This is a genomic window from Streptomyces sparsogenes subsp. cuspidosporus, assembly GCF_039532705.1.
Classification (GTDB): Bacteria; Actinomycetota; Actinomycetes; order Streptomycetales; family Streptomycetaceae; genus Streptomyces; species Streptomyces sparsogenes.
Genome location: NZ_BAAASD010000007.1, coordinates 276,139 through 297,672 on the forward strand (window position 1 = coordinate 276,139; position 21,534 = coordinate 297,672).

Annotated in this window: 19 protein-coding genes and 2 pseudogenes; 13 read left to right on the plus strand and 8 right to left on the minus strand. The window is 71.1% G+C overall.

What is annotated here, in order from left to right:
* Window positions 1-14: 14 nt before the first annotated feature.
* Both ABFY07_RS12290 and ABFY07_RS12295 read right to left on the minus strand, forming a co-directional pair.
* Window positions 15-641, minus strand: a pseudogene (locus tag ABFY07_RS12290) (hypothetical protein); the annotation flags it as partial.
* A gap of 239 nt (window positions 642-880) precedes the next feature.
* Window positions 881-1,942 (minus strand): LacI family DNA-binding transcriptional regulator, encoded by a 1,062-nt coding sequence (locus ABFY07_RS12295; protein WP_346174514.1) that lies wholly within the window; start codon window positions 1,940-1,942, stop codon window positions 881-883.
* Window positions 1,943-2,222: 280 nt separating this feature from the next.
* On the opposite strand from ABFY07_RS12295, the gene ABFY07_RS12300 reads away from it, so the two are divergent.
* The 5 genes from ABFY07_RS12300 to qcrB all read left to right on the plus strand — a co-directional run bounded on the left by ABFY07_RS12300 (window position 2,223) and on the right by qcrB (window position 8,909).
* A complete protein-coding gene (locus ABFY07_RS12300; protein WP_346174515.1) occupies window positions 2,223-3,560 on the plus strand; it encodes an ABC transporter substrate-binding protein in 1,338 nt (445 codons plus the stop codon).
* Between the two features lie 7 nt (window positions 3,561-3,567).
* Window positions 3,568-4,593 carry a carbohydrate ABC transporter permease gene (locus ABFY07_RS12305; protein WP_346174516.1) on the plus strand — a complete coding sequence of 342 codons (1,026 nt, stop codon included), beginning with the start codon at window positions 3,568-3,570 and terminating at the stop codon, window positions 4,591-4,593.
* Window positions 4,594-4,611: 18 nt separating this feature from the next.
* Window positions 4,612-5,520: a carbohydrate ABC transporter permease gene (locus ABFY07_RS12310; protein ID WP_346174517.1), complete on the plus strand. Its 909-nt coding sequence runs from the start codon at window positions 4,612-4,614 to the stop codon at window positions 5,518-5,520.
* A gap of 193 nt (window positions 5,521-5,713) precedes the next feature.
* Window positions 5,714-7,117 carry a GH1 family beta-glucosidase gene (locus ABFY07_RS12315; protein WP_346174518.1) on the plus strand — a complete coding sequence of 468 codons (1,404 nt, stop codon included), beginning with the start codon at window positions 5,714-5,716 and terminating at the stop codon, window positions 7,115-7,117.
* A 160-nt stretch (window positions 7,118-7,277) separates the two neighbouring features.
* Window positions 7,278-8,909, plus strand: coding sequence for a cytochrome bc1 complex cytochrome b subunit (gene qcrB / locus ABFY07_RS12320; protein WP_346174519.1), 1,632 nt, complete (start codon window positions 7,278-7,280; stop codon window positions 8,907-8,909).
* Between the two features lie 22 nt (window positions 8,910-8,931).
* On the opposite strand, the gene ABFY07_RS12325 is transcribed toward qcrB, so the two are convergent.
* Window positions 8,932-9,381 carry a hypothetical protein gene (locus ABFY07_RS12325; RefSeq protein WP_346174520.1) on the minus strand — a complete coding sequence of 150 codons (450 nt, stop codon included), beginning with the start codon at window positions 9,379-9,381 and terminating at the stop codon, window positions 8,932-8,934.
* 63 nt (window positions 9,382-9,444) lie between these two features.
* Window positions 9,445-10,422, minus strand: coding sequence for an aldo/keto reductase (locus tag ABFY07_RS12330; protein ID WP_346174521.1), 978 nt, complete (start codon window positions 10,420-10,422; stop codon window positions 9,445-9,447).
* A gap of 138 nt (window positions 10,423-10,560) precedes the next feature.
* On the opposite strand from ABFY07_RS12330, the gene ABFY07_RS12335 reads away from it, so the two are divergent.
* Complete coding sequence (locus ABFY07_RS12335; protein ID WP_346174522.1) at window positions 10,561-11,214, plus strand: TetR/AcrR family transcriptional regulator; 654 nt, start codon at window positions 10,561-10,563, stop codon at window positions 11,212-11,214.
* A 33-nt stretch (window positions 11,215-11,247) separates the two neighbouring features.
* On the opposite strand, the pseudogene ABFY07_RS12340 reads toward ABFY07_RS12335, so the two are convergent.
* Window positions 11,248-11,472 (minus strand): annotated as a pseudogene (locus ABFY07_RS12340) (spermine synthase); the annotation flags it as partial.
* Between the two features lie 80 nt (window positions 11,473-11,552).
* On the opposite strand from ABFY07_RS12340, the gene ABFY07_RS12345 reads away from it, so the two are divergent.
* The 4 genes from ABFY07_RS12345 (at window position 11,553) to ABFY07_RS12360 (ending at window position 15,421) form a co-directional block, all read left to right on the plus strand.
* Entirely contained in the window at window positions 11,553-11,780 is a 228-nt protein-coding gene (locus tag ABFY07_RS12345; RefSeq protein ID WP_428836912.1) for a glyoxalase superfamily protein, read from the plus strand.
* A gap of 808 nt (window positions 11,781-12,588) precedes the next feature.
* Window positions 12,589-14,088 (plus strand): NsdA family TPR-like regulatory protein, encoded by a 1,500-nt coding sequence (locus tag ABFY07_RS12350; RefSeq protein WP_346174523.1) that lies wholly within the window; start codon window positions 12,589-12,591, stop codon window positions 14,086-14,088.
* Between the two features lie 38 nt (window positions 14,089-14,126).
* On the plus strand, window positions 14,127-14,480 hold the full coding sequence (locus ABFY07_RS12355; protein ID WP_346174524.1) for an ASCH domain-containing protein: 354 nt from the start codon (window positions 14,127-14,129) through the stop codon (window positions 14,478-14,480).
* A 17-nt stretch (window positions 14,481-14,497) separates the two neighbouring features.
* The gene (locus ABFY07_RS12360; protein WP_346174525.1) at window positions 14,498-15,421 is read left to right on the plus strand and encodes a M55 family metallopeptidase; all 924 of its coding nucleotides are present in this window, start codon (window positions 14,498-14,500) and stop codon (window positions 15,419-15,421) included.
* Between the two features lie 32 nt (window positions 15,422-15,453).
* Here the strand turns inward: ABFY07_RS12360 and ABFY07_RS12365 are convergent, their stop codons facing one another.
* Both ABFY07_RS12365 and ABFY07_RS12370 read right to left on the minus strand, forming a co-directional pair.
* Window positions 15,454-16,350: a spermidine synthase gene (locus ABFY07_RS12365; protein WP_428836908.1), complete on the minus strand. Its 897-nt coding sequence runs from the start codon at window positions 16,348-16,350 to the stop codon at window positions 15,454-15,456.
* Window positions 16,351-16,416: 66 nt separating this feature from the next.
* Window positions 16,417-16,848, minus strand: coding sequence for a hypothetical protein (locus ABFY07_RS12370; protein WP_346174526.1), 432 nt, complete (start codon window positions 16,846-16,848; stop codon window positions 16,417-16,419).
* A gap of 215 nt (window positions 16,849-17,063) precedes the next feature.
* Between ABFY07_RS12370 and ABFY07_RS12375 the strand changes: the two genes are divergently transcribed.
* Entirely contained in the window at window positions 17,064-18,479 is a 1,416-nt protein-coding gene (locus ABFY07_RS12375; protein WP_346174527.1) for an NsdA family TPR-like regulatory protein, read from the plus strand.
* Here ABFY07_RS12375 and ABFY07_RS12380 read toward each other — a convergent pair.
* Window positions 18,467-19,060 carry a histidine phosphatase family protein gene (locus ABFY07_RS12380; RefSeq protein WP_346174528.1) on the minus strand — a complete coding sequence of 198 codons (594 nt, stop codon included), beginning with the start codon at window positions 19,058-19,060 and terminating at the stop codon, window positions 18,467-18,469. The genes ABFY07_RS12375 and ABFY07_RS12380 overlap by 13 nt on opposite strands.
* Window positions 19,061-19,327: 267 nt before the next feature.
* On the opposite strand from ABFY07_RS12380, the gene ABFY07_RS12385 reads away from it, so the two are divergent.
* Entirely contained in the window at window positions 19,328-20,428 is a 1,101-nt protein-coding gene (locus ABFY07_RS12385) for a phosphatase PAP2 family protein (RefSeq protein WP_346174529.1), read from the plus strand.
* Window positions 20,340-21,534, plus strand: a 1,195-nt coding sequence (locus ABFY07_RS12390; RefSeq protein WP_428836909.1) for a hypothetical protein, incomplete at its 3' end; no start/stop codon positions are given. The genes ABFY07_RS12385 and ABFY07_RS12390, both read left to right, overlap by 89 nt.

A 21,534-nucleotide genomic window follows, 5' to 3' on the forward strand; every position in this document is an offset into this window, starting at 1 on the left:
GTCTGTCTCCCTTTTCACCGTCGCCGGGGGCCGGATGCCCCCTCGGTCGTCATCCGGATGCCCTCAATGCTGCGGAGCTGGTGGCTCAGGCCGAACCTGCCGGCCAGCTGCGCGGCTTCGTCGAGCACGCGCAGCCCATCATCCCGGGTGGACGGGTCGGAGAGCAGGATGTGACCGTGAGCGGTGTCCAGACGCACCCGCTGCATCGGCGAGTCGGTCACGCCGGTGCTGCGAGCGATGTCGATGCAGTGCAGGGCGGCGCCCAGATCGCCGACGCCGCGGTGAGCGAGGGCGAGTTTCTGGTGGGCGACCGACCAGTCGTCGGGCTCGGACAGGTCCTCGAACTCGCGGGTCGCGGCCAGCATGACGCGAGCGGCATAGTTGTGGTTGCCGTCCTTGCTCAACGCGGTCCCCACCCACAACCGGGCACGGGCCCGGTCTCGGCGGGAGAGCCGGTCATCGACAGCCAGGGATTCATAGAGGCGGGCGGCCATTTCCAGGTTGCCGGACATCTCCGCGACCACCGCCAGCGACAGGTCGAGCTGGGCGACGCGGCGGGGGATGTCAAGCTGGGTGAAGAGCGAGCGGGCCCCGGCATAGGAGTGCTGGGCCGAAAGCGGCCCCAGCACGGCGCCCTGGTCGTTTGCGAACCCCGACGCGCACAGGGGTGGCCGTCCGGCGCCGACCACTCGACCGGCAGACACCTTGAACCGGACCATGGACCACATGGGAGAGCCTGGACTGACCGCTTGCCCACCGCACGGCAGCCGCGGCGCAGCGAAGCGGAGCGCATCCACACATGCAGGGTGGTCCCCCTCGGAGTCGTCGAGGGGGACCATCATCGAATCGCCGCCGCCCCAGATATGGTCGGCGACGGCACCTACGACGACCCCCGCCGCACCAGCTCGGTCGGCAGCACCAGCTGCGGCCGCTTCGAGGTGCGGTCGCCCTGGGTCTCGATGCCCTGGGTCTCGATCTCCTCCAGCAGCACCCGGACCATCGCCCGCCCCATCTCCTCCGTGTTCTGCCGGACGCTGGTGAGCGGCGGGTCCATGTGGCGGGCGACCGCCGAGTTGTCGAAGCCGACGAGCGCCACGTCGTCGGGCACCCGGCGGCCCTCCTCGCGCAACACCTGGCGGGCACCCGCGGCCATCACGTCGGAGGCGGCGAAGACGGCGTCCAGGTGGGGGCGGCGGCGCAGCAGTTCGCGCATCGCCCGGCGGCCACCCTCCTCGGTGAAGTCGGCAGGTGCGATCAGGTCCGGGTCCACCTCCTGGCCCGCGGCCCGGATTGCCGCGCGGTAGCCGTCGAGGCGGCACTGCGCCACGTACATGTCCAGCGGCCCGGTGATGGTGGCGACCGTGGTGCGGCCGCGGCCGAGGAGGTGTTCGACGGCGGACTGAGCGCCGCCCGCGTTGTCCGAGTCGACGTACGGGACGGACTCGTGCGCGGAGCGGCGGCCGCTGAGCACCGCGGGCATCTCTATCCGCTCCAGCAGGTCGGGCAGCGGGTCGTCCGCGTGGACGGACACCAGCAGCACCCCGTCGACGCGGTGCGCCGAGAGGTACTCGGCGAAGCGCTGGCGCTCCTTGGGGGTGCGGATGAGGGTCAGCAGCAGCTGCAGATCGGTGTCGGCCAGCTCGGCGCCGACACCGCAGATGACGTCCGAGAAGTAGGGCTCGGCGAACAGCCGGGTCTCGGGCTCGGGGATGACGAGGGCGACCGCGTCGGCGCGGTTGGCGGCCAGCGCCCGGGCTACCCGGTTGGGTACGTAACCCAGTTCGGCGACCGCCTGCTCGACCGCGGTGCGGGTGCGGTCGCTGACCCGCGGCGAGCCGTTGATCACCCGGGACACGGTGCCGCGGCCCACCCCCGCGCGGGCCGCGACCTCTTCGAGGGTGGGCCTTCCCCGCCCCACACCGCGCCGTCGGGTTCCTGCCATGTCGCGCCTCCAGCCGTCCGGTACACCGAGCAGAACCACCCCGTGTGGGGAGCTGTTGGGCCATTCAACAGCAGGAGTGGGACCGAAAAGTTTCCGCACGCTCCCTTGACACCCCAGCGGCGAGCCGCGACCCTTCAAGACATCAACCTGGGAGCGCTCCCACACTACCTGACACATACACAACCCGCACGTTCCCCGCCCGCGCCGAGGCACCACAAACCCCCACGCAGCGCCACCATTTGGCCGGGAGCGGTACGTCAGGGCGTCAAGGAGGACGCGAATGTTAAGAAGTTCTGGTACGTACCGGCGGCGAGCGGTGACCCTCGCGGCCGTGGCGGCCCTCGGCGCCGGACTGCTCGCGGGCTGCGCCGACGACGGCGACGACTCGAAGGACTCGTCCGGCGGTGGCGGCGGTGGCGGCAAGGGCAAGACGACCATCACGATCGGCACCTTCGGCGTCTTCGGCTACAAGCAGGCCGGGCTCTACGCCGAATACATGAAGCTCCACCCCGATATCAACATCGAGGAATCCTCGATCGAGCGGAACGAGAACTACTACCCGCAGCTGCTGACCCATCTCGGCACCGGCAGCGGCCTGGCCGACATCCAGGCCATCGAAGTCGACAATATCAACGAAGTCACCACCACCCAGGCCGACAAGTTCGTCGACCTCGCCAAGGCGCCCGGGGTCAAGAAGGACAACTGGCTCTCCTGGAAGTGGGCCCAGGCCACCACCAAGGACGGCAGGACCATCGGACTGGGCACGGACATCGGCCCGATGGCCATCTGCTACCGCAAGGACCTCTTCGAGCAGGCCGGGCTGCCCACCGAGCGCGACGAGGTCGCCAAGCTGTGGGCGGGCGACTGGAACAAGTACATCGAGACCGGCAAGAAGTACATGAAGAAGGCGCCGGGCGACACCACCTTCGTGGACTCCGCCGGCGGTGTCTTCAACGCGGTGGTCTCCAGCAACGCCAAGCGCTACTACGACGAGAGCGGCAAGATCATCTACAAGGACAGCCCGGCCGTGAAGGAGGCCTGGGACCTCGCGACCACCGCGTCGAAGGACAAACTGACCGCCAAGCTCCAGCAGTTCCAGAAGTCCTGGGACCAGGCGTACTCGAACGGCAAGTTCGCCACCGTCTCCTGCCCGCCGTGGATGCTCGGCCACATCAAGGAGAAGGCCGGGGCCAAGGCCGAGGGCAAGTGGGACGTGGCCGCCGCGCCCAGGCCCGGCAACTGGGGCGGCTCCTTCATCGGTGTGCCGAAGGCGTCCAAGCACCAGGAAGAGGCGACGAAGCTCGCCGTCTGGCTGACCGCCCCCGAGCAGCAGGCCAAGCTCTTCGAGAAGCAGGCCAGCTGGCCGAGCGCCCAGGCCGCCTACAGCCTGCCGCAGGTGGGCGACGCCAAGCACCCGTACTTCGGTGACGCGCCGATCGGCAAGATCTTCGCCGAGGCGGCGAAGGGCATCCCGACCCAGGTGCTCGGTCCGAAGGACCAGATCATCAGGCAGAACATCACCGACATCGGGCTGCTCCAGGTCGACCAGCAGGGGAAGTCCCCCAAGGACGCCTGGGAGGCCGCCACCAAGACGATCGACAACGCACTGGACCAGTGAGCCCGGGATGACACCCCCTTCCGGTTTCACTGCTGGTACGGCCGCGCCCCCCACAGGGCAGGGGGGCGCGGCCCCGCGCGCCGTGGCCGTCAAGGCCCCCGACCCCGGCGAGGAGCGGCGTCGCGCCCGGCGCAGCCGCCGCTACCGCTGGGACATCAAGTACTCCCCATACGCGTTCGTCGCCCCCTTCTTCGTCTTCTTCGCGGCCTTCGGGCTCTTCCCGCTGCTGTACACGGGCTGGGCCTCGCTGCACCGGGTGGAGCTCACCGACCCCACCCATATGGAGTGGGCGGGGTGGCACAACTACTCGCGGCTGTGGGACGACGAGTTCTTCTGGAACGCGCTGCAGAACACCTTCACCATCGGGGTGATCTCGACCGTTCCGCAGCTGCTGATGGCCCTCGGCCTCGCGCATCTGCTGAACTACAAGCTGCGCGGCTCGATGTTCTTCCGGGTGGCGATCCTCACCCCGTACGCCACTTCGGTGGCCGCCGCGACCCTGGTGTTCGTGCTGCTCTTCGGGCGCGACTACGGGATGATCAACTGGGCGCTGGGGCTGGTCGGGATCGACAACATCGACTGGCAGAACGGCACCTGGACCTCCCAGCTCGCGGTGTCCACCATCGTCATCTGGCGGTGGACGGGCTACAACGCGCTGATCTACCTGGCCGCCATGCAGGCCGTGCCGAACGACCTGTACGAGTCGGCGGCGCTGGACGGCGCCTCGCGCTGGCAGCAGTTCGTCAACGTCACGATCCCCTCGCTGCGGCCGACGATCCTGTTCACGGTCGTCGTCTCGACCATCGGGGCTACCCAGCTCTTCGGTGAGCCGCTGCTGTTCAACGGGGCCGCCGGGGCCACCGGAGGACCCGACCACCAGTACCAGACGCTCGGGCTGTACCTGTACGAGCAGGGCTGGGTGAACCTGCACCTCGGCCGGTCCTCGGCGATCGCCTGGACGATGTTCCTGATCCTGCTGCTGATCGCCGCCGTGAACGCGATCGTGGCCCGTCGGCTGCGCAAGAGCCAGTGAGTTGCCCGAGGGAGAACCATGAGCGCTGTTATCTCTTCCGGTAGGGCCGCCGAGGGCGCGAAGAGCCCGGACGGCGGGGCGGGCAAGGGGGCCAAGGGCGCCGGCCGGCACCTGCACGGCGGCAAGGTGACCTACGCCGTCCTGATCCTCTTCACCATCGGCTCGCTCTTCCCGCTGGTGTGGACGGCCATCGCGGCCTCCCGCACCAACACCCGGCTCGCCGAGACACCGCCGCCCTTCTGGTTCGGCGGCAACCTGTTCAAGAACCTCGACACGGCGTGGAACGACGCCAACATGGGCTCCGCGCTGCTCAACACCACGGTGGTGGCGGGGACCATCGCGGTGGGCACCGTGCTGTTCTCGACCATCGCGGGCTTCGCCTTCGCCAAGCTGCGCTTCCGCTTCAAGAACCTGCTGATGATGCTGACCATCGGGACGATGATGGTGCCGCCCCAGCTCAGCGTGGTCCCGCTGTACATGACCATCGCCAAGCTGGAGTGGACCGACCAGCTCCAGGCCGTCATCCTGCCCACGCTGGTCAGCGCCTTCGGGGTGTTCTTCATGCGGCAGTACCTGACCCAGGCGCTGCCGACCGAGCTGATTGAGGCCGCCCGGGTGGACGGCGCCAGCAGCCTGCGGATCATCTGGCACGTGGTGTTCCCGGCCGCGCGTCCGGCCATGGCCGTGCTGGGTATGCTCACCTTCGTACAGGCGTGGAACGACTTCTTCTGGCCCATCATCGCACTCACCCAGAACGGCAGTCCGACCGTGCAGGTGGCCCTGACCGGTCTCGGCCGTGGCTATATCCCCGACCAGTCGGTGATCATGGCCGGGGCGCTGCTCGGTACCCTGCCGCTGCTGATCGCCTTCGTGCTCTTCGGCAAGCAGATCGTCGGGGGCATCATGCAGGGCGCGGTCAAGGGCTGACCGGCCAGGGCCCGGGCGACCGGGGCGCGCCGGTCACCTCGTGACCGGCGCGCCCTCGGCCCCCGCGCCATCGCCCTCCGTCCGCTCCGCCCTCCGAAACCCCCTCATCCCCGCCCTCCGAACCCCTTCACCTCCGCCCTCCGAACCCCCCTCCCTTCCGCCCCGCACCACGACTTCGAATGGGAGCGCTTCCATGAGTCTGACCTTCCCCCCCGGCTTCCTGTGGGGCACGGCCGCCGCCGCCTACCAGGTCGAAGGCGCCGCACAGGAGGACGGGCGCACCCCGTCCATCTGGGACACCTTTAGCCATACGCCCGGCAAGACGCTCGGCGGCGACACCGGTGACGTGGCCATCGACCACTACCACCGCTTCCGCGACGACGTCCGCCTGATGTCGGAGCTGGGCCTGGGCGCGTACCGCTTCTCGGTGTCCTGGTCCCGGGTCCAGCCCACCGGCCGCGGGCCGGCCGTGCAGCGCGGGCTCGACTTCTACCGCGCGCTGGTCGACGAGCTGCTGGCGGCCGGCATCCAGCCGGCGCTGACCCTCTACCACTGGGACCTGCCCCAGGAGTTGGAGAACACCGGCGGCTGGCCGGAGCGCGAGACCGCCGAGCGGTTCGCCGAGTACGCCGGGATCGTCGCCGAGGCGCTCGGCGACCGCGTCGAGTTCTGGATCACCCTCAACGAGCCGTGGTGCAGCGCGTTCCTCGGCTACGGGTCCGGGGTGCACGCCCCCGGCCGCACCGAGCGGCTCGCCCCGCTGCGCGCCGCCCATCACCTCAACCTCGCCCACGGCCTCGGCGCCCAGGCGCTGCGCGCCGCGCTGCCCGCGCGCGCCCAGGTCGCCATCAGCCTCAACCCGTCGGTGGTCAGGCCGCTCACCCAGCAGCCCCAGGACCTGGACGCCCAGCGGCGCATCGACGCGCTGGCCAACCGGGTCTTCTCCGGCCCGCTGCTGCGCGGCGCCTACCCCAGCGACCTGATCGCGGACACCGCCTCCATCACCGACTGGTCCTTCGTGCGCGACGGCGACCTGTCGATCATCAAGCACCCCCTCGACGCGCTGGGGATCAACTACTACACCCCGGCCCTGGTGTCCGCCCCCGCCGACGGCGAGCGCGGCCCCCGCCACGACGGCCACGGCGCCAGCGAGCACTCCCCCTGGCCCGGTTCGGAGCGCGTGGCCTTCCACCAGACGCCGGGCGAGCGCACCGAGATGGGCTGGACGATCGACCCGACCGGGCTGCACGAGCTGCTGATGCGCTACAGCCGCGAGGCGCCGGGCGTGCCGCTGTACATCACCGAGAACGGCGCCGCCTTCGACGACAAGCCGGACGCGGAGGGGGTGGTCCAGGACCAGGGCCGCATCGAGTACCTGCGCGCCCACCTGGCCGCCGCCCATCGCGCCATCGCGGACGGCGCCGATCTGCGCGGCTACTTCCTCTGGTCGATGATGGACAACTTCGAGTGGGCGTACGGCTACAGCAAGCGGTTCGGCGCGGTCTACGTGGACTACGCGACCATGGCCCGCGTCCCCAAGGCCAGCGCCCACTGGTACGGGCAGGTGGCCCGTACGGGTGAGGTGCCCGAGGCGTAGGACGTCACGACCCGGTCGCGGCCGGCGGCCGGGTCGAGCCCGTACCGGCATACGGGCGTGCCTTTCCTCCGAACGGCCCAGTCGAGGCCGCCGCACACGGGCGGCGACTGGAATGTGCTGGTAAATCTGGCATATCCAGACTCGTCGGCAAGGGTGAGGCATGAGAGCAGAAAAGGGCGGCAAGGGGGAGGGCCTCGCCAACTGGTTCGACGGGCGGGTCGGCCTCTTCAAGATGGGCAAGGCCCAGCTCAGGAAGGTCTTTCCGGACCACTGGTCCTATCTGATCGGCGAAATCGCCCTCTACACCTTCCTCATCATCATTCTGACCGGCGTCTACCTCACCATGTTCTTCGAGCCCAGCATGCGTGAGGTCGTCTACCACGGCACCTATCGGCCGCTGAACGGCGTCCGCATGTCGGAGGCGTACGAATCCGCGCTGAACATCAGCTTCGATGTGCGCGGCGGGCTGCTCATGCGGCAGATCCACCACTGGGCGGCGATCCTCTTCGTGGCGAGCATGCTCGTCCACATGATGCGGACCTTCTTCAACGGAGCCTTCCGCAGGCCGCGCGAGATCAACTGGCTCTCCGGCGCCGGGCTGCTGATCCTCGGCATGTTCGACGGATTCCTCGGCTATTCCCTGCCCGACGACCTGCTCTCGGGCACGGGGATGCGCTTCCTGGAGGGCGCGATCCTGTCGGTGCCGATTGTCGGCACCTACCTGGTGTTCTTCATCTTCGGCGGACAGTTCCCCGGCGAGATCATCATTCCGCGGCTGTTCACCTTCCACGTCCTGCTGCTCCCCGGGATCATGCTCGGCCTGCTCGCGGTCCACATGATCCTGCTCGTGTACCACAAGCACACCCAGCACATGGGGCCGGGAAGGAAGAACATGAACATCGTCGGGCCGCCCCTGTGGCCCGTCTACGTGGCCAAGTCCGGCGGTTTCTTCTTCCTCGTCTTCGGGGTCAACGTCGTCATGTCGGCCATCGCCCAGGTCAATCCGGTGTGGCTGTACGGCCCCTACCGCCCCGACCGCGTGTCCACCGACGCCCAGCCCGACTGGTACATGGGATTCTCCGAGGGGCTGATCCGCCTGATGCCGGGCTGGGAGATCAATCTGTGGGGCCACACCCTGGTCCTCGGGGTCTTCATCCCCCTGATGGTCTTCCCGGTGGTGCTGCTGATCATCTGGCTGTACCCGTTCCTCGAGGCCTGGATCACCGGCGACCGGCGCGAACACCACTTCAACGAGCGCCCCCGCAACTCCCCCTCCCGCACCGCGTTCGGCGCCGCCTGGATGGCCCTGTACGCCGTCCTGCTGGCCGCCGGCGGCAACGACCTCATCGCCACCCATTTCGACCTGTCGCTGAACGCCATCACCTGGACCTGCCGGATCGCCTTCTTCGTGCTGCCGGCGATCGTCTTCGTCATCACCAAGCGGTGGTGCATCGGCCTCCAGCGGCGCGACCGCGAGAAGGTCCTGCACGGCCGCGAGACCGGCATCATCAAGCGCCTCTCCCACGGCGAGTACGTCGAGATCCACGAGCCGCTGACCCAGGCCGAGCGGTACACCCTGACCGCCCACGACCAGCAGGACCCCCTGGAGCCCCCGGCAGAGATCGACGAGGCCGGCGTCCCCCGGAAGGCGTCCCGCGCGCACAAGCTGCGCGTCAGGCTGTCCCGCAGCTACTTCGGTGACCGGGGGCAGATCCCCAAGGCCACGGTGGAGGAGTACCGCCGCCACCAAGCGGAGCACGAGCCCCATGAGGAGCGCGAGCCGACCCACTGAGCAGTGTGAAGCGGAGCCGACGTCACGTCAGTCGCGGTCTTCTCCACAGCAGGGCGACCGCGACGAGGCCCGCCAGACAGGGCGTCATCCCGGCCCAGCCGAGCGCCGGCGGCAGGCCGGTCTCGCCCGAGGTGTCCTTGGTGAGCAGCCCGGTCAGTCCGACGCCGGTGCCGATCACGAACATCACGGTCGCGGCGGGTCGGGCCCACCGCTTGCCTGCCTTGACAGCCCAGGCCGTCGTCAGCCAGGCCAGGACGCCGAGCCCTCCGATGACGGACAACACGACCAGGTAGGTGGCGACGGCCGAGTCGACCCGCGCCCGGGGGTAGGTGGGATAGCCGGCGCGGATGTGGTCGGCCAGCAGGTGGGTGGTGCCGCGGTCGACGTACGGGGCGATCGCCGCGAGGACGGTGAGCGCCAGGCCCGCGTACATCGCTGCGAGCGGCCCTCGTGCGTGGGATGGGTTCGTCATCAGGGTGCCTCTCTCGTCACGGGTCGGTTCTCGTCACTGGTCGATTCGCTTGGTCGATTCGCTTCACTGGTCGATCAGGGCGATGCCGTGGTCGCCGTACCGGGCCCCCTGGGCCCCGGTGTCGGGGACGGCGGCGTCGATGGCGTCGAGGTCGGCGGCGGTCAGGCGCAGGTCGAGGGCGGCCAGGTTGTCCCGCAGATGGGCGCGGCGGGAGCTGCCGGGGATGGGGATGACGTCGCCGCCGCGGGTGAGGAGCCAGGCGAGGGCGACCTGGGCGGGGGTGGCGTCCTTGGCGGCGGCGAGGTGGGTGATGGCATCGACGATGGCCAGGTTGGCCTCGAGGTCCTCGCCGTGGTAGCGGGGAGCGGTGGCGCGGAAGTCGCCGGGTTCGTAGCGCGTGGTGGTGCGGACGGCGCCGGTGAGCAGGCCGCGGCCGAGAGGGCTGTAGGCGATCAGGGTGGCGCCGATGTCGCGGATCGTGGGCAGGATGTCGTTCTCGACATGGCGTTCCCACAGCGAGTACTCGGTCTGGACGGCGCTGATCGGGTGGATGGCGTGGGCGCGGCGGAGGGTGGCGGCCGAGACCTCGGACAGGCCGACGCGGCCCACCTTGCCCTGGGCGACCAGGTCGGCGAGGGTGCCGACGGACTCCTCGACGGGGACGGCGGGGTCGACGCGGGCGAGGTAGTAGAGGTCGATGTGATCGGTGCGCAGCCGGCGCAGCGAGGCTTCGCAGGCACGCCGCAGATCGCTGGGTGAGCCGGCGGGGACCAGGCCCTCGGCGGTGCGGCGGACGCCGGTCTTGGTGGCCAGCACGGCGCGGTCGCGGTGCGGTGCGAGGGTCCGGCCGAGGAGTTCCTCGTTCGCTCCGTCGCCGTAGAAGTCGCCGGTGTCGAACAGGGTGACGCCGGAGCCGAGTGCCTCCAACAGGGTGGCCGCGGCCTCCTGCGGGTCGGCGGGGCCGTAGCTGCCGGTCATGCTCATGCAGCCGAGGCCGAGCCGGGAGACGGCTGGGCCGTCGGGTCCAGGGGTGGGGTGCATCGTCTGTGTCCTTCTCCCCTCCCGGCCGGATGCCGGGTGTGTCGTCGCGGTCGGACAGTGCGTCGCCCTCATTATGCACGCACCGCGTGCATCAGCAAGTGCATAGGTTAGGCTGAGCCTTGTGACGAGAGGGGCGAGATGACTGGCCGAAGGCGATGGTCGACCGAGGAGATCCTGGACACGGCGGCGAAGCTGCTGCGCACGAGCGACGCCGAGTCGTTCAGCGTGCGGAAGCTCGCCGCGGCGCTCGGGACCGACTCCTCCAGCCTCTACCGCCACTTCCGCAACAAGACCGAACTGCTGCGCGCGGTCGCCGACCGGATCCTTCAGGCCGCCATGGACGGCTACCGCCCCGAGGGCGACTGGAAGCAGCGCATCACCGCCCTTGGCCTGCGCCTGCGCGAGGCCTTCGGCGAGCAACCCCAACTCGCCGCGGTCTGGGGACGCTACGGGTCCGGCGGCACCGGATCCCGGTTGATCATGGAGGAGCTGCTGCAGGCCCTGCGCACGTCCGGCCTGCCCGACGAGGAGATCCCGGCGCGCTACCACCGCCTCGTGATCCTCCTCGCCGCGCTGATCTCCTCCGAGGCCGGCATCAGCATCATCACCCCCGAGGAGTACGAACAGGGCATGGAGCAGTTCCGCGTCGCCGTGCTCGGCGCCGACCCCGAACGCTTCCCCGCCCTGGCCCACTTCGCCCGCGACATCCGCCCCCTCGGCGCGGACCGCCCCGCCGCGTTCGAGGAGATCCTCGCCGCCCAGCTCGCCGCCATCGAGGCCCAGCTCCCCTGACGTGCCGGATCCCGGACGAGCGCGCTCTGCGGATCAGTCGAAGACCTTCGGCGGTGGCGTCGGGGAGGGGGTGGCGGTGGCGTCGGTGACCGGGGGTGCGCCGGCGGTGAAGTCCGCCAGGGCGCGGCCGTGCTCGACTCGTGCCGGGTGGGGGTCGGTGGCGGCGCGGCGGGTCAGTTCGGCGATGGGGAGTTCCCGGTCGGCGGCCAGCAGGACGGCGTTGCCGAAGCGGCGGCCGCGGAGGACGGCCGGGCTGGAATGTGCTCGCCGCCTTGGCGAGCCGCGCGGGCAGCCCTGCCGCGCCGGGCATCAGCTCGGGCGTGCCGGTCCTGCGCGTCATGTCTGTCGCACAGGCACTGCCGTTCTACCGTGACTTCCTTGGCTTCGCCCTGGACTGGGAGCACCGGTTCGAGCCCACGCTGCCACTGTACGTGCAGATTTCGCGCTCGACAGCGGTGCTGCACCTCTGCTCGCCCGACCAAACGCGCCGTACGTCCCGGAGTCGACCCGGACGCGCCTGGAGGGCCCGAGGCTGCGGGTCATCGACCCGTACGGCAATGTCCTGAGATTCGCGCAGCCGCAATCCGCACAGTAGCCGACCTCGGCAGAGCGCGCCGCAGCTCGGTGCGCTCTGCCGACACGAACCCACCACCTGGACACTCCGCAGAGCGACGGTAGCAAGATCACGATCTAGTCCGGAGTACTAAGCGTCCGCGGGCGACGTTTCCTCAATCATGTCTTCCATCTGCGACCGATCAGGGCAGATGGGACCGCCACATGCACAGGCTGGCCACGCCATGGACAGGTGGGCGAGGGTCAGGTGCTTGGGGCGCCGCACGACCTGCTTGGGCCGAACGCATGTCCTCGTGCCATCAAGGCTGACCCGATACACCGCGATGGTCATCTCCGTCATAGCCGCCCCCACTTTTTGTCCAGCGTTTCGATCAGCCGCTGACTCTCCGGGCAGCGTGTTCCGGCCGGACACCAGGGGTGTTCCACCATGACGTGTCGCTCCAGCGCTGCGTATTCCGGCGGAAGCGTGTCCCGCAGAGGAGTGAAACTCCCACTGACGGCCGAGGCCGGTCGCCCGCGTTCGGGATGGCTCAGAGCGTTCGCCGGTGTCACTCGTTCGAGTGTTCGTGGTAGACATTTCATGTCGGTCTGCTCCTTCAGATCGTCCATGCCCCGGGCCGTCCCGAGCGGCGCCGGGGCCTGCGCTGTCCAGCACGGGGGCGTGCCGTCTGGAAGAGCATCGAGCGGGCGGAACAGACGAGGGAACAGGGGATGGGGATCCCCTCGACTGATTCGGGGAACCCCGTTCTCGCGCCAGGGCTACTGTGGGATCAGTTCACTGCCGTCCCTGCAAGGTGGCCCATGGACGACCGCAAGACCCGGCGCAGCGACTATCCGCTGACAATCCCCGACGCGGTACTACAGAGCGACGCCATGCGGCGAGCCTGTGCTGCCCGGAACTTCCAGGAGATCTTCCGCCTCGTCAACCGGCGTACGGGCACAAGTCAGGCGGTGATGGCGGCCGCCATCGGCAACATGACGAGTTCGCGGGTGAGCGACGTCATCCGGGGCGTCCGAGGCATCCGAGGACGTGAAGTCATGGAACGCGTGGCTGACGGCTTCGGAATTCCTGGAGACATGCTCGGTTTACCGAAACGACCTTGGGAGACCCGACCGGAGGGAGGCGACCAGGCGCCCAGCTCTACTTGCTTCGAAGAAGATCAGGAGACGGCAGACGCGCAGCCCTCATCATCAATTACCGGTGCCGCGGGTCATGCCATGTACGTGCGCCGTGGGGAGGTGGAGAAGACGAGGCGTCGCGACGCAGTGAAACTGGCCGGACTCGCCATTGCTGCCCCTGCCGTCACCGCGAAGATCCTGGAGCAGGCTGCTGCCGAGGCCATCGAGTTCACCCGTCAGGCTGAGGCCAGCGCGCTCGCTTCCGACACTTTGGATCACCTCGACCTGGCCGTCACCGAATTCAACGGCGCCTATTCGCTCAAGCCGCCGCAACAGCTCTTCGAGGCCGTTCTGGACTACCGTCGCAAGGTCGGCGCCCTCCTCAAGGGCGAGCACACCCACCGGCAGGGCCGGGAACTACTCGCTTTCGCCGGATGGTTGTCCGAGCTGTTGGCGTGGCTGGCCCACGACCTCGGCGACGCCCGCACAGGCCTCGCCTTCGCCACCGACGCCTTCGTACACGGTCAGCAAGCCGGGCACGGCCGGCTCTGCGCGTGGGCAATGGACGCCGCTGCCTCCATCAACCTGTACGAGCAGCGCCCCGCTCAAGCCCTGAATGCCGCCCGCCGAGGACTGGCCGAGGCCCCCGCCGACCACCCGCTGACCGTACGACTGCATGCCCAAGCCGCACGCGCCTGCGCGGCTGACGGAGACACCGAAGGCTTCACCGCCGCGTTTCGCGCCGCCGAAGACACCTACCAGCTGCTTCCGCCTCGCTCGCCACGCCGGTTCGGTGTGGACGTCCTGCCTCTGGCGGAATATGCGCTCACCTCCTACCCAGCGACCTCTTGCATTTGGCTCGGCCAGGCCGACCGGGCCCACCAGTACGCCGAGCGAGCTCTCGCTTCCTACCAGGCAGCCCCGCAAGCATCCCGTTCGCCCAGCCGCGAGGCCATCGCCCGCATCGATCTGGCGCTCGCCCACGCCCAGCTCGGCGACCCCGACGACGCGGTCGCTCTGGGACATCAGGCCCTCGACTCCGCCCGTGTCGTCGACTCCGTACGCAACCGGGCCAGCGACCTCACCACTTACCTCACTCGCCGCTACCGGGGGCATGCAGCAGTGGAGTGCCTGCGTGAGCGTTTGATACATACAACGCAGCGGGCAAGCGGCCTCTGCTGACCACGGACGACGTCTGACCCGGAGGATTAACCAGAGCAATGACCACATCGGTTCCCAGCGAACACACCCTCAACATCCGCAAACCCTACTTCGACCTCATTTCGCAGGGCACCAAGACGATTGAGATTCGCGTCGGCTACCCCAAGATCCGGAAGTTCAAGCCCGGAGATCTCCTGTGCTTCATCTCCGGCGACGCCACCGTACAGACCCGTGTCACCGCGATCACCGAGTACCGGTCGTTCGAAGAAATGCTCGATGCCGAAGAAAGTGCAGCGATTGGGGGTCATTCCATGACCCGGGACGAACTCTTGGCTGCCATCCGTGAAATCTATCCGGCCGAGAAGGAAGCACTGGGCGCTTTTGCAATTCACATAGAGCTTGTCAAAAAATGAAGCGGGGAGGCGGCGGCGTGCGGGTGTACATCAGCGCCGACATGGAGGGCGTGACCGGTCTGGTCGACGCCGAGGACGTGCAACTGCGCGGCAGGGACTACGAGCGCGGCCGGGAGATGATGACCGAGGACGTCAACGCGGCCGTCCGCGGCGCGCTCGCCGCCGGTGCCACGCACGTCCTGGTCAACGACGCACACAGCTCCATGCGCAATCTGCTCGCCGACCGCGTCCATCCCGAGGCGGTTCTGGTGCGCGGCATGCCCAAGCCGATGGGCATGCTGCAGGATCTGGACGCCGGCTTCGACGCGGTGCTGTGCGTCGGCTTCCACTCCCGCGCCGGGACCCTCGGGGTGCTGAGCCACAGCTACATGGGCCATGAGATCGAGGACATGTGGCTCGACGACCGGCCCGTGGGCGAGATCGGCTTCGCCCACGCCACCGCCGCGGCCCTCGGTGTTCCGGTGGTGATGCTCTCCGGGGACGACGCGGCCTGCGCCGAGATGGCCGCCTGGGACGACACGGTCGTGACCGCGCCGGTCAAGTACGCCCTCGACCGGTTCGCGGCCCGCCTGCGGCCGGTGGCCGAGGCGCGGAAGGCGATCGAGGAGGCCGCCGCCGAGGGGGTGAGCCGTGCCGCGGCGCTCGCGCGTCCGGCGGTTGGTGGTGCCGATACGGACGCAGGCGCAGGCGCAGGTGCGGGTGCGGACGCAGGCGCAGGTGCGGGTGCGGACGCAGGCGCAGGTGCGGGTGCGGGTGGCATGACCCTGGCCGTGCGCTGGCAGTCCTCCTCCGTCGCGTCCCAGCTGGTGGGCATCCCCGGCGTCACCTTGCGCGACGCGCGCACGGTCGAGGTCACCGGACCTGCTCCTCAGCTGTTCCGGCTCTTCGGGGTGTTCATGCGCGTGGCGTCATCGGTGACCGGTCAGCATCCCTACTGCTGAGGGGCGCTGCTGCCGATGCGCGCTGCCGTGGATCAGTCGAAGACCTTCGGCGGTGGCGTCGGGGAGGGGGTGGCGGTGGCGTCGGTGACCGGGGGTGCGCCGGCGGTGAAGTCCGCGAGGGGGCGGCCGTGCTCGACTCGTGCCGGGTGGGGGTCGGTGGCGGCGCGGCGGGTCAGTTCGGCGATGGGGAGTTCCCGGTCGGCGGCCAGCAGGACGGCGTTGCCGAAGCGGCGGCCGCGGAGGACGGCCGGGTCCGCGGTCAGGCATACGTGGGCGAAGGCGGCGCGCGCGGTGGCGACCTGGGCGCGGAGGTGGGCGAGTGGGGGGCCGTCCGCGATATTGGCGGCGTAGAGGCCGTCCGGGCGCAGCGCCCGTCGTACCTCGGCGAGGAATTCGACGCTGGTGAGGTGGGCGGGGGTGCGGGCGCCGCTGAAGACGTCGGCGACGATCAGGTCGGCCCAGCCGTCGGGCACCTTGCCCAGGCCGACCCGCGCGTCGGCGCCGCGCACCCGGATCCGGTCGGCGGGGTTCAGCGGGGCCTCGCGCCGTACGAACTGGACGAGCGCGGCGTCCCACTCGACCACCTGCTGGGTGGAGCGGGGCCGGGTGGCCGCGATGTAGCGGGCGAGGGTGAAGGCGCCGCCGCCGAGGTGGACGGCGTGGACGGGGCGGCCGGGCGGGGCGGTGAGGTCGGCGATGTGGCCGAACCTGCGCTGGTACTCGAAGTCCAGGTACGAGGGGTCGTCGAGGTCGACGTGCGACTGCGGCTTGCCGTCCACCAGCAGGGTCCACGCGCGCGGGCGGTCCCGGTCGGGGACGAGTTCGGCGAGCCCGCCGTCCACCGGCGCGGCAACCGGCTCCAGGGCGCGCGCCCGCCCCGCGCCGCGCCCCCGCGCCGCCGTCGCCTTCTTCCGTACGCCCTTCGCCACGTGCCCCAGTATGCGGGTGGGGTGGCATGCGGGGGCGGGGCGGGCCGGGGCGCCGGGGCCGGTGGGTCAGCGGCAGCGGTCCACGGCCTCGATCATGCGGGCCGCCTCCCCGAGCGCGGCCCGCAGCTCGGCGGGGTCCGTCGCGCCGGTGTACGCGTCGCCCGGGGGCACCAGCCAGCCGGTGCCGGTCAGCGGGGGCGGCACCCCGGCGCCCCCGGCCGCGTCCTCGGCGGCGGCGGCGCCCGTGCTCAGGCGGACCCCGCACCCCGGTGTCTCCGCACACTCGCTGCCCGGCAGGTCCCAGCGCGCCGCGGTGCCGGCGGGCACCACGAAGCCGAGCGTGTCGCAGGCGTGGTCGTGCAGCACGGGGCCCACGCCGTCGCGTGCGCGGCGCAGGATGTCCACCGCCTCCAGCCCCTGACGGGCCGGCACGGTGACGAGGTCGCAGTCCTGGCACGGGAGATGCTGGGCAGTCGTCCGCGAGCCACTGTTGTCCACTCGGGCCTCCCTCTCCGACGGGTTGCAAAGAGCCCAACGCACGACAGTGTCAACGGCTACGGCCGAATGCCGCCGTAAAGGATGGCAGTTCATGGCAAATCACGGGCGAGATGCCGCGTTTTTCCGGAACGCCCGAGTGTCGGGTGGGCCCTGGCCGGTACGGTTCTCCTCCGCCCACCCGGGAGCCCCGTCAGGACCGTTAGGGAGGGGCCGCCATGACGCCGCTTCCCGCGTCTTCGCCGTCACAGTCTTCGCCGTCTTCGGCGTCTTCCGCGTCTTCGCCGTCGCAGCCCTCGCAAACGTCGGCGCCGCGGCCGAACGCCGCCTTCCGGCGGCTGCGCGGCCAGCTTTCCCCGTCCGAGTTCGCCGCCGCCGTACGGAGGGCCGCGCGGGAGATCGGCGAACAGGTCTCCTGCGACGCCCGCTACATCGGCCGCGTCGAGTCCGGGGCGATCCGCTGCCCCAACTACGCGTACGAGCGCGTCTTCCGGCACATGTTCCCCGGGCGCACGCTGACCGACCTCGGCTTCTCACCGCGCGAGGCGGTACGCGGACGCCGGGCGGGGCCCGCCCCCGGACCCCGGCCGGCCCCCGCCGGGGAGCGCGCCGCCGCGCCGGGCCCTCCCCCGGGCCGCTTCCCAGGCGGCGATCCGCCGCACCCCGACTTGGTGTTCCGGGAGCCGTTCGGCGTCCCCGGCGGCCGGGCCGGGGAGGCGGAGGCGGCGGCCGTCGAGGAAGCCGTCCTCCGGATCCGGCTGCTGGACGACCGGCACGGGGCGGACAGCATCTACCCGCACACCGCCCGCCCGCTGAACGCCGCGTACGCCCTGCTGGACGCCGGGGCCCACCGCCGCTCGATCGCCGACCGGCTGTACGCGGGCGCCGGGGAACTGGCCATCTCGGTGGGCTGGCTGGCCCATGACTCCGGCCGCCTGGCCGACGCCCGCGCGCACTACGCGGAGGCCCTGGCCACCGCGCGGGTCACCGGCGACCCGGCCCTGGAGGCGCACGCCTTCTGCAACGCCGCCTTCCTCGCCCGCGACGCCGGCCGCCCCCGCGAGGCCGTCCGGGCCGCGCAGGCGGCGCGGCGGGCGGCGGACCGACTGGCCTCGCCGCGGCTGCTGTCGCTGATCGCGCTGCGCGAGGCGGGCGGCTGGGCCTGGCTGACCGACCGGACGAACTGCGAGCGGGCCCTGCTGCGGGCCCAGGCGCTCTTCTGCCGCGGCCCGTCCGACGCCGACCCGGAGTGGATGAGCTTCTACGGAGAAGCCGAGTTGGAGGGTCTGGAGGCGCAGTGCTGGTCGGCGCTCGGCGAGTGGGGGCGGGCCGTCGAGCACGCCCGCCGCGCGGTCGCCCTGCAGAGCCCGCACTTCACCCGCAACATCGCGCTCTTCACCACGGAGCTGGCCAGCGATCTGCTCGCGGACGGCGCGCCGGACGCGGCGGCCGTCGCGGCGGGCCGCGCCCTGGAGCTGATGGACCAGGTCAGTTCCTCCCGCATCCGAGCGATGCTCGACGAAACCGCCCGCGTGCTGCGCCCCCACGGCCGCAACGCGACGGTCGCGGACTTCCTCGCCCGGTACGAGACGGTCCCGCGCGGGGCGGCCCGGGTGCGCGTTCAGCCCAGGTGACCCGTGTCGTTCCAGCGTTCGATGGCCGGTTCGCCGTACGCCCAGCCCAGCACGGAGAGGGACGTCGGCTCCAGGCGGATCCGCGCCCCGAAGGACACGTCGAGGCCCAGCCAGCGCGCGCCCAGGGTGCGCAGGATGTGGCCGTGGGCGAAGACCAGCACGTCCCGGTCGGCCGAGCGCGCCCACTCCACCACCGCGTCCGCCCGCGCCGCGATCCCGTCCGGCGTCTCCCCGTCCGGGACGCCGTCGCGCCAGATGAGCCAGCCCGGCCGGATCGCCTGGATCTCGGCGGGGGTCATGCCCTCGTACGCGCCGTAGTCCCACTCCAGCAGCGCGTCCCAGTCCCGCGCCCGGTTGCCGAACCCCGCCAGCTCGCAGGTCTCCCTCGCCCGCGCCAGCGGGCTGGTGCGGACCTCGACGTCCGGCAGGCCCGCCCAGGGCGCGTGGTGGAGGCGCTCGCCGAGCAGCTTGGCGCCGCGCCGTCCCTCCTCCAGCAGTGGGATGTCGGTGCGGCCGGTGTGCTTCCCGGACAGCGACCACTCCGTCTGTCCGTGCCGGGCCAGGAGGATGCGTGGTGCCATGAGGGGGTCGCCTTTCACCGGGTCGGGCACCGGTCGGCGCCGTACGGCCCCATCATCGCTCACCCGTTCCCGAGGCAACCGTGGGGGCGATCCCGGCGTCTTCCTCTGCGCGCACCTGTCGGTCGGAGGGGGATGTCGGGGGATTGAGCAGCGGCGACCCGCGCTTTCCGGACGCATGTCGGGGGCGGTGCGCGAGCCGCTTTGCCTACGCCGTACGGTTGATCGCGCGCCATTTCGTGGCCGCCTGAGTTTTTGGAGAGCGTCCGGATGCCCCAGACCGCGCCCCGCGCCGGAACATGGCAGGGCAGTCGGCCACGTTGGTGGTCCGAACTGCCCTTGATAGCCGTGGTGTACGCGGCGTACTCGGCCGGCCGACTGCTGGCCCGGGGGGACGTGTCGACCGCCGTCGACCACGGCCTGGCCCTCCTCCACTTCGAACAGCGGCTGAACCTCGACTTCGAGACCCCGCTGAACGACCTCTTCACCGCGAACGCGTGGATAGGCATACCCGCCGACTTCGCGTACGCCTCGTTGCACTACGTGGTCACCCCCGCGATCCTGGCCTGGCTGTGGAAGCGCCGCCGGGCCGCCGACTACCGGCTGCTGCGCACCTGGCTGCTGATCTCCACGCTGATCGGCCTGATCGGCTTCACGCTGATGCCGACCTGCCCGCCCCGGCTGCTCGAGGCGAGCCACGGCTTCGTCGACACGATGGCGCAGTACAGCTCGTACGGCTGGTGGGGCGGCGAGGCGAGCGCGCCGCGCGGGCTCGGCGGGCTCACCAACCAGTACGCGGCCATGCCCAGCCTCCACGTGGGGTGGGCGCTGTGGTGCGGGGTGGTGCTGTGGCGGCACGGGCGCTCGGTGTGGGCCAAGGCGATCGGGGTCCTCTATCCGCTGAGCATCGCCGTCGTGGTGATGGGCACCGCGAACCACTACTTCCTCGACGCGGCCGCCGGCGCGGCCGTCATGGGGGTCGGGCTGCTGCTGGCCCGGCCCGCGCTGCGGCTGGCCGGCCTGATCCGGGCCCGCCTCGGCGCCGCCCGCCGGCCCGACGAGGCCGCCGGGACCACCGCCGCGGCCGCCGGGACCACCGCCGCGGCCGCCGGGACCGGCACCGCGACTGCCGGAACCGCCTCCGTTACCGCCGCGAATGGCACCTCAAACCTCAATGTCGCCTCGAATGTCAGTGACAAGTGCGAGACTGCGGCGCGTGAACGGGAACGGATCCCTCGACAGCAGGGCAGGGACGCGGACGGAAGCAGGAGCGGCGACAGCGGTGGCAGGGAGGCCGGCGCGGCAGCCCGAAGCGGCAGGGGCGGGGAGACCGCCACGGCCGGGGAAGGCGCTGCGGCAGCGGCTCGCTGAGCTGCGCGGCCCGGCGACCACCCCGCACCCCCTGGACGCCCGCGCGCTGGCCGCGCTGGCCGCCAACCCCGGCTGCCGCCGCCGCGCGCTGCTGGACGGGGCGGGCGTCGACAAGCTGGCGCTCGCCCAGGCGCTGGGGTCCCCCGCGGCCTTCGGTCAGTCCCAGTTCGCCCACCAGCGCGGCAACACCTTCGAGGCCCGGGTCAAGGCGGACGGCGGCCAGGCGCTGACGCGGCTGCTGCACGAGCGGCTGCGCGACGGCTCCCCCGCGCCCGAGCCGGGCACCACCACCGTCCCCGACCTGACCGCCGCCGGCCCGCAGGGGCGCACCGCGCGCACCGCGCTGGCCCTGCGGGAGGCCACCGCGGCCGGGGGCTGGGCGCTGCTCGACCACCCCATGGTGAGCCTGGACATCGCGGGCTCCCCCGCCTTCCTCGAGCCGGACGCGGTCGTGGTGCACCCCGACGGCTCCTGGACGGTCATCGAGATCAAGTCCTTCCCGATGGTGGACGGCTCGGCGGACCCGGCCAAGGTGGGCGCGGCGGCGCGGCAGGCCGCGGTGTACGCGCTGGCGCTCGACCGGGTGGCGTCCCTGGCGGGCGCCCGGGTGCGCCACGAAGTGCTGCTGGTCTGCCCGAAGGACTTCTCCAACCTCCCCACCGCCGAGCTCGTGGACGTGCGCAAGCAGCTGGCCGTCACGCAACGGCAGCTGACCCGGCTCACCCGGATCGAGGAGATCGCCGCCGCGCTCCCCGACGGCCTCACCTTCGACCTGCGCCTCGCGGACGACGGCCGTACGGTGACCCGGCCGGTGGAGGAGCTGAGGGCCGCCGTGGACGCGGTGGACGCCGCCTACGCGCCGGAGTGCCTGTCCGCGTGCGAGCTGGCCGTCCACTGCCGGGCCCGGTGCCGGGCGGCGGGCGGCGTGGAGTCGCTGGGCCGGGGCGTGCGGGGCGAGCTGGGCGGGCTCACGACCGTCGAGGCGGTGCTCGCCGCCGCGCTCGGCGAGGCCGCGGACGCCGACCGGCCGGCCCCGTCCACCGGCGACCCGGCGGTGGACGCCCTGCGCCGCGCGGCCGACCTGCGCGCCGGGGCGCTGCCGCTCG